At 71.2% G+C, this 14,641-nt stretch carries 15 protein-coding genes; 6 read left to right on the top strand and 9 right to left on the bottom strand.

Going from position 1 to position 14,641, the window contains the following annotated elements; all coding sequences use genetic code 11:
- Positions 1 to 205 precede the first annotated feature (205 nt).
- Positions 206 to 1,801, top strand: coding sequence for a hypothetical protein (locus ACFXKZ_RS13745; protein ID WP_379999808.1), 1,596 nt, complete (start codon positions 206 to 208; stop codon positions 1,799 to 1,801).
- An 88-nt stretch (positions 1,802 to 1,889) separates the two neighbouring features.
- Here the strand turns inward: ACFXKZ_RS13745 and gltX are convergent, their stop codons facing one another.
- The 4 genes from gltX to ACFXKZ_RS13725 all read right to left on the bottom strand — a co-directional run bounded on the left by gltX (position 1,890) and on the right by ACFXKZ_RS13725 (position 5,448).
- Positions 1,890 to 3,260: a glutamate--tRNA ligase gene (gene gltX, locus ACFXKZ_RS13740; RefSeq protein ID WP_380000036.1), complete on the bottom strand. Its 1,371-nt coding sequence runs from the start codon at positions 3,258 to 3,260 to the stop codon at positions 1,890 to 1,892.
- A 109-nt stretch (positions 3,261 to 3,369) separates the two neighbouring features.
- Positions 3,370 to 3,837, bottom strand: coding sequence for an ATP-binding protein (locus ACFXKZ_RS13735; RefSeq protein ID WP_379999806.1), 468 nt, complete (start codon positions 3,835 to 3,837; stop codon positions 3,370 to 3,372).
- A gap of 86 nt (positions 3,838 to 3,923) precedes the next feature.
- Positions 3,924 to 4,265: an STAS domain-containing protein gene (locus ACFXKZ_RS13730; protein WP_379999804.1), complete on the bottom strand. Its 342-nt coding sequence runs from the start codon at positions 4,263 to 4,265 to the stop codon at positions 3,924 to 3,926.
- 214 nt (positions 4,266 to 4,479) lie between these two features.
- Positions 4,480 to 5,448: an HpcH/HpaI aldolase/citrate lyase family protein gene (locus ACFXKZ_RS13725; protein WP_379999802.1), complete on the bottom strand. Its 969-nt coding sequence runs from the start codon at positions 5,446 to 5,448 to the stop codon at positions 4,480 to 4,482.
- A 115-nt stretch (positions 5,449 to 5,563) separates the two neighbouring features.
- Between ACFXKZ_RS13725 and ACFXKZ_RS13720 the strand changes: the two genes are divergently transcribed.
- On the top strand, positions 5,564 to 6,121 hold the full coding sequence (locus tag ACFXKZ_RS13720) for a hypothetical protein (RefSeq protein WP_379999800.1): 558 nt from the start codon (positions 5,564 to 5,566) through the stop codon (positions 6,119 to 6,121).
- A gap of 27 nt (positions 6,122 to 6,148) precedes the next feature.
- Here the strand turns inward: ACFXKZ_RS13720 and ACFXKZ_RS13715 are convergent, their stop codons facing one another.
- Both ACFXKZ_RS13715 and ACFXKZ_RS13710 read right to left on the bottom strand, forming a co-directional pair.
- Complete coding sequence (locus tag ACFXKZ_RS13715) at positions 6,149 to 7,105, bottom strand: hypothetical protein (RefSeq protein WP_379999798.1); 957 nt, start codon at positions 7,103 to 7,105, stop codon at positions 6,149 to 6,151.
- 123 nt (positions 7,106 to 7,228) lie between these two features.
- The gene (locus ACFXKZ_RS13710) at positions 7,229 to 8,008 is read right to left on the bottom strand and encodes a hypothetical protein (protein WP_379999797.1); all 780 of its coding nucleotides are present in this window, start codon (positions 8,006 to 8,008) and stop codon (positions 7,229 to 7,231) included.
- 153 nt (positions 8,009 to 8,161) lie between these two features.
- Here ACFXKZ_RS13710 and ACFXKZ_RS13705 point away from each other — a divergent pair, with 153 nt between their 5' ends.
- The 3 genes from ACFXKZ_RS13705 (at position 8,162) to ACFXKZ_RS13695 (ending at position 10,659) form a co-directional block, all read left to right on the top strand.
- A complete protein-coding gene (locus ACFXKZ_RS13705) occupies positions 8,162 to 9,436 on the top strand; it encodes a magnesium transporter MgtE N-terminal domain-containing protein (RefSeq protein WP_379999795.1) in 1,275 nt (424 codons plus the stop codon).
- Positions 9,426 to 10,004, top strand: a complete 579-nt coding sequence (locus ACFXKZ_RS13700) for a DUF1003 domain-containing protein (RefSeq protein ID WP_379999793.1) — start codon at positions 9,426 to 9,428, stop codon at positions 10,002 to 10,004. The genes ACFXKZ_RS13705 and ACFXKZ_RS13700 overlap by 11 nt, the downstream gene beginning before the upstream one ends.
- A 73-nt stretch (positions 10,005 to 10,077) precedes the next feature.
- Positions 10,078 to 10,659 (top strand): TetR/AcrR family transcriptional regulator, encoded by a 582-nt coding sequence (locus tag ACFXKZ_RS13695; RefSeq protein WP_379999791.1) that lies wholly within the window; start codon positions 10,078 to 10,080, stop codon positions 10,657 to 10,659.
- Here the strand turns inward: ACFXKZ_RS13695 and ACFXKZ_RS13690 are convergent.
- The 3 genes from ACFXKZ_RS13690 to ACFXKZ_RS13680 are packed head-to-tail and all read right to left on the bottom strand — an operon-like array spanning position 10,634 to position 13,339.
- Positions 10,634 to 11,884, bottom strand: a complete 1,251-nt coding sequence (locus ACFXKZ_RS13690) for a benzoate/H(+) symporter BenE family transporter (RefSeq protein ID WP_379999789.1) — start codon at positions 11,882 to 11,884, stop codon at positions 10,634 to 10,636. The genes ACFXKZ_RS13695 and ACFXKZ_RS13690 overlap by 26 nt on opposite strands.
- A gap of 18 nt (positions 11,885 to 11,902) precedes the next feature.
- A complete protein-coding gene (locus tag ACFXKZ_RS13685) occupies positions 11,903 to 12,379 on the bottom strand; it encodes a macro domain-containing protein (protein ID WP_379999787.1) in 477 nt (158 codons plus the stop codon).
- A gap of 42 nt (positions 12,380 to 12,421) precedes the next feature.
- Positions 12,422 to 13,339 carry an amidohydrolase family protein gene (locus ACFXKZ_RS13680; RefSeq protein WP_379999785.1) on the bottom strand — a complete coding sequence of 306 codons (918 nt, stop codon included), beginning with the start codon at positions 13,337 to 13,339 and terminating at the stop codon, positions 12,422 to 12,424.
- Positions 13,340 to 13,431: 92 nt separating this feature from the next.
- Here ACFXKZ_RS13680 and ACFXKZ_RS13675 point away from each other — a divergent pair, with 92 nt between their 5' ends.
- The gene (locus tag ACFXKZ_RS13675) at positions 13,432 to 14,580 is read left to right on the top strand and encodes an Mrp/NBP35 family ATP-binding protein (protein WP_379999782.1); all 1,149 of its coding nucleotides are present in this window, start codon (positions 13,432 to 13,434) and stop codon (positions 14,578 to 14,580) included.
- The last annotated feature ends 61 nt before the right edge of the window (positions 14,581 to 14,641 follow it).

Raw genomic sequence — 14,641 nt, 5'->3', positions numbered from 1 at the left:
GAAATAGTCATTGACTTCGTCAGCAATTAACGGATGAATACGGTGTCGGACCATCTATTGCCGACTGCCACCGCATCCGTCGCATTCCGACCGGCGGCCCGCCCCGCCCCGAGAGGTGGAGGCCGCAGTGCAATTCCCGGATCGCACGATGCCGCTCCACGGCGGTAGGCATATTTCCATCCCCGCGAGGAGAATAGTGTCCCGAATGCGAAGAATCGCTCCACGCAGGCTGCTCGCCTCGACAGCCGTCGTCGCCGTCGCGTCCGCCGGCGGTCTCGTGGTCCTCGCACCGTCCGCCCAGGCGGCCCCGGTCGACTACACGACGCACTGTGTCAACAAGTACTCGCCGAACCTGCCCAATGGTCAGGTCCAGGTCGATCTGCAGGTCACCCCGGACAAGCCGACCTACGCCGTGGGCGACGAGATCACGGTCAAGTGGCACTTCACCGTGTTCCCCAAGGCCCCGCCGACCATCCCGGTGATCGGCAAGGTGCCCGCGAACTCGACCTACCTCGACGCCACGGTCAAGCTCGCCGGCGCGCAGAGCGGCACCTTCAAACTGACCGGGCCGCAGGACAACCCGGAGGCGCTGCCCGGCCAGGACCTCAAAGTCAGTGACGCCACCGGCAAGTTCACCGTGACCACGCCCGGCGACGTCAACCTGACGCCGGACATCTACTCGACATGGACCACGGCCCTGGGCCTGAAGGTGCCGACCGATTGCTCGCCGGTCGACCCGATCGCGGTCTCGCGCACCCTCAAGGTCGAAGGCACCTCGCAGGAGCCGGCCACGCTGTCCGCCCCGGCCGAGGCCAACGCCGGCGTGCCGTTCGCGCTGACCGGCGCGCACTGGCCGGCCGGCAGCCCGACGGTCGAGCTGTGCGACGCTGCCGGCGCGGCGTGCGACGCGGCCAAGATCGCCCCCGGCAACACCCTCGCGGTGGCCGACGGAGCGCTCACCGGCAACGTCGGCACAGTCGCCACGGTGCCCGCGGGCAACTACAAGATCAAGGTCAAGGTCGGCGCCGCCGAGGCGCTCGCCCCGATCAAGATCAACGCGACCGCGCGCCAGATCTCCATCAGCCCGGGCAGCGGCCCCGTGGGCACCACGGTCAAGGTCACCGGCAAAAACTTCGGGCCGAACCTCACCATCATCGCGCGCGGCCAGACCGCGACCGGGTACGTGCTCGACGAGACCGCCGCATACGCGGACTCGGCCGCCGACGGCACGGTCACCATCCCCGACTTCGTCGCCAGTGACCCGTCGATCACCGCGATCTACGTGACCGAGGGCACCGACGACACGACGGCGGTCACCACCCCGTTCCGCATCACCGTGCCCGGCGGCAACCTGGACCAGACGATCACCGGCAACGTCGTCGCCGGCGGTCTGACCATCACCCAGGAAGCCGGCGCCATCAAGCTGTCGGACATCACGCTCAACGGCCAGGCGCAGAACATGACCGGCGCGCTGAACACTGTGACCGTGAAGGACTTCCGCGGCGGCAACACCGGGTGGACCCTCACCGGCTCGGTGTCCGACTTCGGCAACGGCAACGGCGGCAAGATCGGCGCCGACAAGTTCACCTGGACCCCGAAGGTGACCACCGGCACCGGCTCGCCGAGCACCGCGGTGCCCGGTAGCGCGGGCCCGATCGGCACCGGCGCCACCCTGGCCTCGGCCCCGGCCGGGGCAAGCACGGGCGGCACCTTCTCCGCCGACGCCGACCTGTCCCTCGCCGTCCCGGCCTACCAGGCCATCGGCACCTACACCAGCACCCTGACCCTCTCGATCAGCTGACCCGCGCAGCCGAACACCCGGACGGCCCCCGCGACTTCGGTCGCGGGGGCCGTCCGCCGTGCGGGCCCGCCCCGTTCGGGGCCGGCGGCTACTCGGCCTCGGCCAGGCGCTTCAGGGCACGGTCGACGCGGGCCAGGACCCGGTCGCGGCCCAGGACCTGGAGGGATTCGAACAGCGGGAGGCCGATGGTGCGGCCGGTGACCGCGACGCGGACCGGGGCCTGGGACTTGGAGAGCTTGAGCCCGTGTGCGGCGCCGGCGGCCTCGACCGCGGCCTTGAGCGCGTCGACGTTCCACTCGGCCCGGGAGAGTTCGTCGCGGGCGCTCGCGAGCACGTCGGCCGCGCCCGGCTTCATCGCCTTGGCCCACGCCGCCTCGTCGTCGGCAGGCTCGGCCAGGAACAGGAAGTCGACGTACATCGGCACCTCGTCCAGCACCGTGATCCGGGTCTGCACCAGCGGCGCCACCTCGGCGAACACGGCCGGGTCGTACGCCTCCTTCGCCCACGGCGCCTTCGGCCCGAGCAGCCACGGCTCGCAGGCGCGCACGAAGGCGTCCGCGTCCAGCGCGCGGATGTAGTCCGCGTTGAAGGAGGACAACTTCTTCACGTCGAAGAAGGCCGACGACTTGTTCACGTCGCGCAGGTCGAACAGCTGCTCCAGCTCGGCGTACGGCCGGATCTCGATGTCGTCCTTGGGGCCCCACCCGAGCAGGAACAGGTAGTTCACCAGCGCGTCGGGCAGGTAGCCCTCGTCCAGGTAGGACTCGAGCGCCACCTTGTCCCGGCGCTTGGACAACTTCTGCCGCTTCTCGTTCACGATCACCGGCAGGTGCGCCCACTGCGGCGGGGTCGCGCCCAGCGCCTCCCACAGGAGCTGCTGCTTGGCCGCGTTGGACAGGTGCTCCTCGCCGCGGATCACCATGGTGATCTTCTGGTCGACGTCGTCGACCACGTTCGCCAGCAGGAACACCGCCGAGCCGTTGCCCCGGGCGATCACGAAGTCCTCGAGCGAGGCGTTCGGGAACTCGGTGACGCCGCGCACCAGGTCGGCCACCACCGTGACGCCCTCGTCCGGGGTACGAAAGCGCAGCGCGCGCCCGTCGCCCGCCGCCAGGCCGCGCTCGCGGCAGAAGCCGTCGTAGCCCAGGTGCTTGGAGCCGGTCCGGGCCTCCAGGTCCTCGCGAGTGCAGTCGCAGTAGTACGCGCGGCCCGCCTCGAACAGCCGGACCGCCGACTCGCGGTGCAGCGTCGTGTTCCGCGACTGGAAGTAGGGGCCCTCGAAGGCCGGGTCGGCCGGGCTGATCCCGATCGCCGCGAGCGCGCTCAGGATGCCGTCGGTCCACTCCGGCCGGTTGCGCGCCTCGTCGGTGTCCTCGATCCGCAACACGAACACGCCGCCGGCCTTGTGCGCCACGGCCCAGTTGTACAGCGCGGAACGAGCGCCACCGACGTGGAACATGCCGGTGGGAGAGGGAGCGAAGCGAACACGAACCGAAGAGGCAGACATGTGCTCCAGGGTATCGGCCGCCCGGACCGACCTCGGCCCGGTACGCCCCCGGCCCGTCGGCTCAGCGCATCGCCTCGGGCACGGGCATGTCCACCCAGACCGTCTTGCCCTGCTCCCGGTGCACGACCACGCCCCAGTCCAGCGTCAACCGGCGGATGATGTGCAGCCCGTGACCCCCCGGTCGCGTTCCGGAGTGCGGCGACCTCGCCTGTGGCGGCTCCTCGCTGCGGTCGTCCACCTCGATCCGCAGCAGTTCGCTGGTCCGCACGACCCGCAGCTCCACCGGGCCGCCCGCGTGCAGGCACGCGTTGGTGACCAACTCGACCGCGACGAGCAGCACGTCGTCGGAGGTCAGCAGCACCTGCTCGTCCTCGGAGCCACTCCATCCGTACGCGTGGAGCGTGTTGCGGATGAACGTCCGCGACCGCGCCACCGCCCCCGCCGCACCCTCGAACGGCAGTCTCCGCACCTGACGAAGCGGTGGGGTGGAGAAACAGGCCTCCCCGTCGCCGGGCGCCTGCGATCGCATGGCGCACATCTATTGGCTCACCTCGCTCACGCTGCTACGCGGTGATAGTTGCCCGCATCCCGCTGGAGGACACCAGAAGTCACGGGCTACTCTCCGACCGCCTCTGCCAGGGTCTCGTGGAAAGTGAACCCCTGTACCGCACCGGTGATCTCGAATACCCGCGCAACGGCGGGTTGAACGCCCACGAGGTGCACCGCTCCGCCCGCGGCCTGCGCACGCAGTCGGGCGGCGAGGAACGCGTTCAACCCGGTCGAATCACAAAAGTCGAGCTCGGAGCAGTCGATCACCAAACGCACACTGCCCTGTTCGACACACTCGAACAGACGGTCCCGCACCGCGGCGGCGCTGTCCACATCGATCTCACCGGCGACCGTGACGATCGAAGAGGTGCCCTGGGTGTGCACGGACACCGTCAAGCCACCCTGCATGCCAGCCTCCTGCTGCCCTTTGCCCGCCGAAGTACTCCGGCCCGGGCACACGATAGACGACCGCCCCGCCCCAGTGGAGGTCGGACGCCGATCCACGCTTCGCGCCGACCCGGCGCGGAGCCGATCCGGCGGTGCGATCCGGGCCGCCGGGCATGCGCCGAGAGGCGGGTCCGGCTGCCCGGAACCCGCCCCTCGCCGTCGTACCGATCCGGCGTCAGCCCTTCGGCGGCTCGAACTTTTGCGTGCGCTGCATCCCGGCGGCGCGGCCCTTGGCCGAGATCACCAGGGCCATCTTGCGTGAGGCCTCGTCGATCATCTCGTCGCCGAGCATCGCGGCGCCCTTCATCCCGCCCTCGGCGGAGGTGCACCAGTCGTAGGCGTCGAGAATCATCTCGGCGTGGTCGTAGTCGGCCTGGGTGGGCTGGTACAGCTCGTTCGCGGCGTCGATCTGGCCGGGGTGCAGCACCCACTTGCCGTCGAAGCCCAGCGCGGCCGAGCGGCCGGCCACCCGACGGAAACCCTCGACGTCCTTGATCTGGAGGTAGGGGCCGTCGATCGCCTGGAGGTCGTTGGCCCGCGCGGCCATCAGGATGCGCATCAGGATGTAGTGGTACGCGTCGCCCGTGTCGTAGCCCGGCGGCTGCTCGCCGACCACCAGCGACTTCATGTTGATCGACGCCATGAAGTCGGCCGGGCCGAAGATGATCGTCTCCACGCGCGGCGACGCGGCGGCGATCTCGTCCACGTTGACCAGGCCGCGGGCGTTCTCGATCTGCGCCTCGATGCCGATCCGGCCGACCTCGAGGCCGACCGTCTTCTCGATCTGGGTGAGCAGCAGGTCCAGCGCCTTGACCTGGCCCGCGTCCTGCACCTTGGGCAACATGATCGCGTCGAGGTTGGCTCCCGCGCCCTCGACCACGGTGACCACGTCGCGGTAGGTCCAGTGGGTGGTCCAGTCGTTGACCCGCACGACGCGGATCCGGTCCCCCCAGTCGCCGTTGTTCAGCGCGTCGACGATGGTGTGCCGCGCGCCCTCCTTCGCGAGCGGGGCGCAGGCGTCCTCCAAGTCGAGGAACACCTGGTCGACCGGGAGCCCCTGCGCCTTCTCGATGAAGCGCGGGTTGCTGCCGGGTACGGCCATACAGGAACGGCGGGAACGCAAGCTACGCGATGTGGCGGCCATGTCTCTGGTCCTCCCAGTGCTGCGGATCGTGCGGTCAGGTTACCGACGGGTCACCCGAAAGCGACTATGAGGTGGCGCACGTTCGGGGCCCGCGCGTTGTGGGACGCTGTGGCGCATGACGGACACCGACGGCACGCCCGAAGGCGCCCCGCCCGAAGCGGCGGCACTGCTGGAAGAGGCCGCACTGCTCGAAGAGGCCGCGAAGAAGTCCGGCCTCCTGTGGCTCACCGTCGCCCCCGCCCCGGCCCGCCCCGTCTGGCACGTGTGGCTCGACGGCGCCTCGTGGCTGGTGACCGCCCGCGAACCCGGCGCGGTGGAGCAGTTCGTGCCCGGCCTGACCGCCGCCGCGACCGTGCTGGTGGACGTGCGCAGCAAGGACAAGGGCGGCCGGCTGCCGGGCTGGACCGCCCGGGTCGCGGTGGTCGCGCCCGGCGACCCGAGCTACGAGCCGGCCGTACTCGCCCTGCACGCCGCCCGGTTGAACGCGCCCGACGGCGAGGAGCAGCCCGCGCGCTGGGCCCGGGAGTGCGACCTGGTCCGGCTCACCCCCACCGGGTCCGCCCGGGCGCTGCCCCACGACGCCGGCCGCGCGGTGCCGATCGGCTCACCCGCGGTGACCCGGGGCGCGTCCCCGCTCAACTGGTCGATCGGCCGGCTGCGCCGGCGCGCCTGAAGCCCGCGCCGACGGATCGAGCGCGACTCAGGGGAACAGCACCGGGTCGCTCCTGAGCCCCGTCGGCACCGGCGGCTTGGGCGTGCGCCCGATGTCGGGTCGGCGGGTAGTGCCCGACGAGCTCGTGGCGGGCGCGCCGGTCGACGGACGCCCGGTGGAGCCGCCTGAGCCGGTGGAGCCGTTGCCGTTGCTCGTCGACCGCCCCGGCGTGGTCAGGTCCTTGTCCACCACTTCCTTGGGGTCCGGCGCGTGCAGGTCGACCCGCTCGCCGTAGGCGAGGAAGTCGAACGCTCCGGCCTGGCGCGCGTCGGCGGCGGACTCCATGCGCAGCAGATACGGAGCGCCCTCGGTGGCCACCCAGATGACGCCGCCCGCGCCCGGCGTGCGGTTCTCCAGGGCGATCGCCCGGTGTCCGTTGACCTGCTTGACGGCGCCCTTCTCCAGCTTGCCCGGCTTGCCCATCAGCTTGGTGGTCAGCCGCTCGACGTAGGTGTTCTCGACGATGCCGCTGTACTTCTTGTCGCCGGAGGGCACCTGGACGAACTTGTCGTGGTTGCCCACCTCGGAGCCGGCGCCGTCGACCTTGGACCAGAACTTCGCGTCGCCCCGGAACCAGACCTGGTTCTGCACCCGGGTGATGTACGCGGTCGTGTTGTCCTCGACGATCTGGCCCGCGCTGCCGGTGCTGGTGAAGCGCATGTCCACACTGAACGGCTTCGCCGGCTTGCCCGCCGTGCCCGGGACCGCCAACTCCCCCTTCACGTGCACCGACTTGGCCGCGGCCGTCGCGGCCTGGGCCCGCTGCAGGATCGCCGCCGGGTCGAGCCCGTCCACCTGGTTGCCCAGCGGCGCGCCCGCCGTCGGCTCGTCCACCGGCGCCTGCCACGAGCGGTGCGCGGGCCGTCCCGGACTGCACCCGGCGACCAGCATCGTGACCGATACCGCCGCCGTCGCCACCACGAAGCCGCGTCGCACGTGATCCATCGCCTGGTTCCCTCGTCGTTCGATGTCTCGTAGGTTTCGCCGACCGCCTCGACGCCCGTCCGCGTCGTCGTGCTCCCGCGTCGTGCTCCCGGAAACGGTATCCCGGAGCCCGCGCGGCCGGGCTCAGTCGGTGCCCGGCACCGGCCCGCCGGGCTTGTCCGTGGGCTTGCCGGTCGGCTTGCCCGACGGGTCCTTGCCGTCGGTCAGCGTGCCGTAGTCCAGCACCTCGTCGGCATGGGGCAGCACCAACGGGAAGTCCTGGTCGTACTCGAACAGTTCGAGCGCTCCGCCGCTCGGCGACGGAATGTACTTGAGCGGATACGGCGTCCCGGTCAGCGCCACCCGCAACTCGCCGCCGCGCCCGCGGTCGGCCACCACCTTGAGCGTTTCGACGCCCCGCACCTTTTCCCGGCCGTCCTTCTTGAGTTTGCCGTTGAGCCGGATCAGATCGGTGATCATGTCCTGCATCCGGGTAAAGCCGGACAGTCGCGCGTAACTGGGGTCGGAGGCGGGCACCTTGACGAACTTGTCCCGCAACGCCTGCGCCGACTGCTCGACGTCCGCCCCGCCGCGCCCGTCCCGGCCCTGGTACAGCCGGGCGTCGCCGCGGACGTACAGATCCTGGCCGATGCGCAGCAGTTCGATGGTGCTGTCGGCGGTGACCACGGTGCCCACCCCGCCGTCGCGCTTGAGGCGCAGGTCGATCCTGAACTGCTGGGTCTGGATCTTCCACACCCCCTGCACGTGCACCGCTCCGGTCCCGGCCGCCGCCGCCTTGGCCTTGCCGGTGATGGCATCCGCGGACTCCGAACCGAGCCCGGTCTCCGCCTTCGAACACGCCGTGCCGGCGAGGACGCAGGCGGTCAGGAGGGCGATCGTGGTCTTCGTCTGAGGCAAGCGCACGGGCGGCACTGTACTGAGCCGGGCGGGAGGTGTCGTGATCGTGCCCACCTTCACCGGTAGCCTGACCGACTGGGATGCCCCCGGCACGAGCGGGCACACACATCGGCGGCGCGGCACATCGGCGGCGGACATCGGCGACGGAGGGACCACGGCATGGGTGCGTCATCCGGACGGGTGTTCATCTCGCACCTCGCGGGCGTGGCCGTGTTCGATCCCAACGGCGACCACGTCGGCCGGCTGCGCGACGTCGTCGTCATGCTGCGCACCGCCCAACTGCCCCCGCGGGTGCTCGGCCTGGTCGTCGAGGTGGCCACCCGGCGCCGGATCTTCGTCCCGATGACCCGGGTGACCAGCGTGGAGACCGGTGAGGTGATCACCACCGGGCTGGTCAACATGCGCCGTTTCGAGCAACGACCGAGCGAGACGCTGGTGCTCGCCGAGATGCTGGACCGGCGGGTGACGCTGGCCGAGAACGACGAGTCGGTCACCGTCCTCGACGTGGCGATGGCGCTCGGGCGCGGGCGCGACTGGCTGATCTCCAAGCTCTTCGTGCAAAAGGGCGGCACCTCGGCGCTGCGCCGCAGGCGCGGCGAGACGATCACCGTCGACTGGAACGCGGTGGTCGGCTTCGAGCGCCCCGAGGACCAGCAGGGTGCGGCGAACCTGCTCGCCACGTTCGAGCAGTTGCGCCCCGCCGACCTGGCCAACGTGCTGCACAACCTGTCCGCCAAGCGCCGTGCCGAGGTGGCCGCGGCGCTGGACGACGACCGGCTCGCCGACGTGCTGGAGGAGTTGCCCGAGGACGACCAGGTGGAGATCCTGGGCCAGCTCCAGGAGGAGCGCGCGGCCGACGTGCTGGAGGCGATGGACCCCGACGACGCGGCCGACCTGATCTCCGAGCTGCCCGAGGACACCGCGGAGCGCCTGCTGGGTCTGATGGAGCCGGAGGAGGCGGAGGACGTGCGCCGGCTGCTGACCTACGTCGAGGACACCGCCGGCGGCATGATGACCACCGAGCCGATCGTGCTGGAGCCGGGCGCGACCATCGCCGAGGCGCTGGCGCAGGTGCGCAACGCCGACCTGTCGCCGGCGCTGGCCAGTCAGGTCTACGTGTGCCGGCCGCCGACCGAGACGCCGACCGGCAAGTATCTGGGCACGGTGCACTTCCAGCGGCTGCTGCGCGATCCGCCGTTCACCCTGGTCGGCGCGGTCCTGGACACCGACCTGATGCCGCTGCGGCCGGACACCCCGCTCGCCGAGGTGACCAGCTTCCTGGCCGCCTACAACATGGTCGCCGCGCCCGTGGTGGACGAGGACGACCACCTGCTCGGCGCGGTCACCGTCGACGACGTGCTCGACCACCTGCTGCCCGAGGACTGGCGCGAGGGCGCGATACACGGAGACGGGGGTGTCCGCCGTGGCACGTGAGAGCACGAGCGCCGAAAAGCGGCGTCGTCCGCGCCTGGATCAACCGCGCGATCCGCGGCGGCGTCCGCTGCTGCCCGCGTACGACCCGGAGGCGTTCGGCCGGTTCTCCGAGCGGATCGCCCGCTTCCTGGGCACCGGCCGGTTTCTGGTCTACATGACCGCCACGGTGATCGTGTGGATCGGCTGGAACATCTTCGTGCCGCCGGCGCTGCGCTTCGACGAGTATCCGTTCATCTTCCTGACCCTGGCGCTGTCCCTCCAGGCGTCGTACGCGGCGCCGCTGATCCTGCTCGCGCAAAATCGCCAGGACGACCGGGACCGCGTCAACCTGGAGCAGGACCGGGCCCGCAACGAGCGCAACATCGCCGACACCGAGTATCTGACCCGCGAGGTCGCGGCACTGCGGATCGCCCTCGGCGAGGTGGCCACGCGCGACTTCCTGCGCTCGGAACTGCAGTCCATGCTCAAGGAGTTGGACGAGCGTCGGGAGACGGACGGCTGGCTGATGGGCCGCGAGGTCACCGACGCGCACCTGGGCCGGGCGGGCCGCCCGCCGGAGTCCGAGTAGCCTCGACCGTCTTATACAAATGTATGAGTCACTCGTATAAGACATCCGTCTAGAACGGCGCTACCATCGGACCATGGGACATCGCGAAGACCTGCTGGCCGGAGCCAAACGTTGCCTGTACGAAAAGGGCTACATGCGCACCACCGCGCGCGACATCGTCGCCGCGTCGGGGACCAACCTGGGCTCGATCGGCTACCACTACGGATCCAAGGACGCGCTGATGCAGCAGGCGCTCCTGGAGTCGATCGAGGGCTGGGGCGACGAGTTGTCCGCCGCGCTGACGGAGGCGGTAGGCACCGAGACCGCGCCGCTGGAGCGGTTCGAGGCGATCTGGGCGCGGGTGATCGACCTGATGGAGTCGCACCGCATGATGTGGGCGGCCAACTTCGAGATCCTGGCCCACCTCGACGAGTTGCCGGAGATCCACAAGGTGCTCGGCGCGGCGCAGGACGCGGGGCGCAGCGGCCTCGCCTCGGTCTTCCTCGGGGTGCCCGAGGAGGGCAACGAGCACCTGACCCGCACGGTCGGATCGTTGTGTCAGGCGCTGCTGGTGGGTGTGGTCAGCCAGTGGATGTTCGCCCCGGACACCGCCCCCACCGGGCGCGACCTCGCCGAGGGCATGCGCGTGCTCATGGGCGTGCGGCCGGCCGGCTGAACCACCGCGACGAGAGCACCACATGGGCCAGGACCCCCGCGATCAAGCCCCAGAACGCGGACCCGATGCCCCGGATGGTCACCCCGGACGCGGTGGCCAGGAAGGTGATCAGTGCCGCCTCCCGGTGCTCGTCGTCGGCCATCGCGCCGGTCAGCCCGCTCGCCAACGCGCCGAACAGCGCGACACCCGCGACCGCGGCGATCAGTTCCTTGGGCAGGCCCGCGAACACCGCGACCAGGGTCGACCCGAACATCCCGACGACCAGGTAGAACACGCCACACGCGACCCCCGCGACATAACGCCTGCGGGGGTCGCGGTGCGCCTCGGGTCCGGTACAGATCGCCGCGGTGATCGCGGCCAGGTTGATCGCGTGCGACCCGAACGGCGCGAGCAGCGTGGACACCGCGCCGGTGGAGCCGATCAACACTCGGTCGTCGGGCCGGTAGCCGGAGGCCGTCAGCACCCCCATCCCGGGCGCGTTCTGCGACGCGAGCGTGGCCACCAGGAGCGGCACGGTGATCCCGATCAGCGCGGGTACGGACAGGTGCGGCGTGGTCCACACCGGCCGGGCGATCTCGAACGAGTCCACGTGCACGTGCAACCGCGATCCGGACGCCGCGCAGCCCACCCCGACCACGAGCGCGACCAGTACCGCGTAGCGCGGCACGAAGCGCTTGGCCACCAGGTAGCCGAGCAGGACCCCGCCGCCGATCCACGGCACGGTGCGCACCGAGGTGAACACCCCGGTGCCGAACGAGAACAGGATCCCGGCGAGCATCGCCGACACCACCGCGCCGGGCACCTTGCGCATCAGGCGGCCGAACACGCCGGTCACCCCGATCACGGTGATCAGCACGCCGGTGACCACGAACGCGCCGATCGCCTCGGGATACGCGTACGAGCCCAGGCTGGTCACCAAAAGCGCGGCCCCCGGGGTGGACCACGCGGTGACGATCGGCATCCGGGTGTACAGGCTCAGGCCCAGGCAGGTCAGCCCGCTGCCGATGGACAGCGCCCACACCCACGAGCCGGTCTGCGCCGGGCTCAGCCCCGCGCCGGCCGCGGCGGAGAGCACGATCACCAGGGGCCCCGAGTAGGAGACCAGCACCGCGATCAGGCCGGCGAGCACCGCCGAGAGGGAGGCGTCGCGCCAAAGGTTGGGCCGGCGCGCGGGCGCCGCGGCCTCGGCGCCCGCGTCGGTGCCCGTCGTGGTTCGGATGGTCACCGCGCGCCCGCCTCGTGGTCAGTCGTGGTCGTAGACGGTGACCGGGACACCGCGCCCGCTCAACCGTTCGAGGATGAGCGGCTCCACCCTGCCCCACGTGCCCCCGGCCAGACCACAGCCAATTCGCGGCATGTGGACCGACGCGCCGAGTTCGAGCGCCCGCTCGCCGAGGGTGCCCAGGGCCCGGTCGATCGCGTCGTAGCGCACCGGCGGGCCCTTGCTGCCGGTACGGGTGCCGTGTTGGCCGATCAGGTTGGCCACCCACAGGTAGGTGTCCACCCGGACCAGCCGCACCGCGCCGAGTCCGAAGTCGTTGCCCGCCCGCTCGCGGTACCACCGCCGGTAGTCGGCCTCCGGCTCCGGCCACCGCTTGGACAGCGCGAGCACGAAGCCCTTGCCCCAGCCGCCCCGGTCGTTGCACACGTGCGCAATCACCTTGACGCCCTTGCCCAGCGGCGTGGTGGCATCTCCCCGGACGTACCCGATCCTCTCCACCCCCGGCACGGTAGCCGGCCGCACCGACGCGCCGGCACGGGTTTACGGGCGGGCGCGCGAGACCCCGGGAAGGCCCCGGGCGAGGCCGAACAGCCGCGCCGCGTTGTCGTGGCAGACCGCGCGCAGCCAGTCGTCGCCGAGGTCGACCCGGGTGAGCGCGGCGAGCGCGTCGGCGTAGCCGTAGGGGATGTTCGGGAAGTCGCTGCCCCACAGGATGCGATCCGCCGCGTCGAGCAGCCGGGGCCGGTCGGCCGACGGGAACGGGGCGGCCTCCTCGACGAATTCGGTGAACGCCATCGTGGTGTCCAAGTGCACCCTCGGGTAGCGCGCCGCCAGGTCCAGGAACGCGCCGTACTCCGGCATCCCCATGTGCGCGACGATCAGCGCCAGCCGCGGATGCCGGGCCAGCACCCGGGCGATCGGCTCCGGCCCGGTGTGCGCCCCGGGCACCGGCCCGGACCCGCAGTGCGCGACCACCGGCACCCCGGCGTCGGCGAGCGTGCCCCACACGTCGTCCAAAAGCGGATCGGTCGGATCCCAGCCACCGACCTGGACGTGCGCCTTGAACACCACCGCACCCGCGTCGATCGCCTCGCGCACGTACTTGGCCGCGTCGGGTTCGGCGAAGAACGTCGCCGTATGCAGACAGTCGGGGGTGCGCGCGGCGAACTCGCGCGACCACGCGTTCAGCCACGCGGCCATCGCGGGCTTGTGCGGATACAACATCGAGGTGAACGCCGAGACGCCGAAGTCGCGCAGCGTGGCGACCCGCGCGTCCTCGTCCAGGCGGTAGGTGATCGGCCACGGCCGGCCGATCAGCGGACCGGCCGCGTCGAAGTACGCCCACACCTTGTCCAGCACCTGCTTGGGCATGAAGTGCGTGTGCACGTCGATCAGCGTCGCCAGGCCCAGGGCCCGGCGGAACTCCGCCACTCGCGTCCGCTCGGCCGATATCGTCACGCGGCACCTCCCCGTCGGTTCGCAGCCCCCGCTCCGGGCCCGGATCCCGATGCTCGCAAAGGATTCCGGCGCGAGGGTCGTAAGCTCACGGTATGGCTTCTGCAACCCTGCCCTCGGCGGACGACGTCCAGGATGCCCTGGCGACCGTCCAGGACCCCGAGATCCACCGGCCCATCACCGAACTGGGCATGGTCAAATCCGTCGACATCCTGGCCGACGGTCGGGTCGAGGTCGCGGTCTATCTGACGGTCAGCGGCTGTCCGATGCGCGAGACGATCATCAGCCGGGTGGAGACCGCCGTGGCCGCGCTGCCCGGGGTGACCTCGGTCGGCGTCGAACTCGACGTGATGAGCGACACGCAGCGCAAGGAGCTGGCGAGCCGACTGCGCGGCGGCCAGGCCGAGCGCGAGGTGCCGTTCGCCAAGCCCGGCTCGCTGACCCGGGTCTACGCGGTGGCCTCCGGCAAGGGCGGCGTCGGCAAGTCCTCGGTGACGGTGAACCTGGCCGCGGCGATGGTCGGGCAGGGCCTGAAGGTCGGCGTGGTGGACGCGGACATCTACGGCCACTCGGTGCCGCGCATGCTCGGCGCCGAGGGCAAGCCCACCCAGGTCGAGAACATGATCATGCCGCCGTCGGCGCTGGGTGTGAAGGTCATCTCGATCGGCATGTTCACCCCCGGCAACGCGCCGGTGGTCTGGCGCGGGCCGATGTTGCACCGCGCGCTCCAGCAGTTCCTGGCCGACGTCTACTGGGGCGACCTCGACGTCCTGCTCCTGGACCTCCCGCCGGGCACCGGCGACATCGCCATCTCGGTCGCCCAGTTGGTGCCCAACGCGGAGATCCTGGTGGTGACCACGCCGCAGCAGGCCGCCGCCGAGGTCGCCGAGCGGGCCGGCACGATCGCGGTCGAGACCCGCCAGACGATCGCCGGCGTGATCGAGAACATGGCCGGGCTGCCCTGCCCGCACTGCGGCGAGATGGTCGACGTGTTCGGCTCCGGCGGCGGACAGCGCGTCGCCGACGGCCTGTCCGCGGCCACCGGCACGAAGGTGCCGCTGCTCGGCTCGATCCCGATCGACACCCGGCTGCGCGAGGGCGGCGACACCGGCCGCCCGGTCGTCGTCGACGCGCCCGACTCGCCCGCCGCCGTCGCGCTCGGCGCGGTCGCGGCGAAGCTCGGCGGTCGCGAGCGCGGCCTCTCCGGTCTCCAGCTCGGCCTGACCCCGCTGCGCAACTTCTAGAGCCTGTCCGGCCCCGGCACCCGTTCGGGGTCTCGGCGCGCCGATCCCGGGGGCACGCCCG

Origin of the sequence: Embleya sp. NPDC059237, from assembly GCF_042754105.1 — a bacterium.
GTDB lineage: Bacteria > Actinomycetota > Actinomycetes > Streptomycetales > Streptomycetaceae > Embleya.
This window is presented reverse-complemented; position numbering and strand designations above follow the sequence as displayed.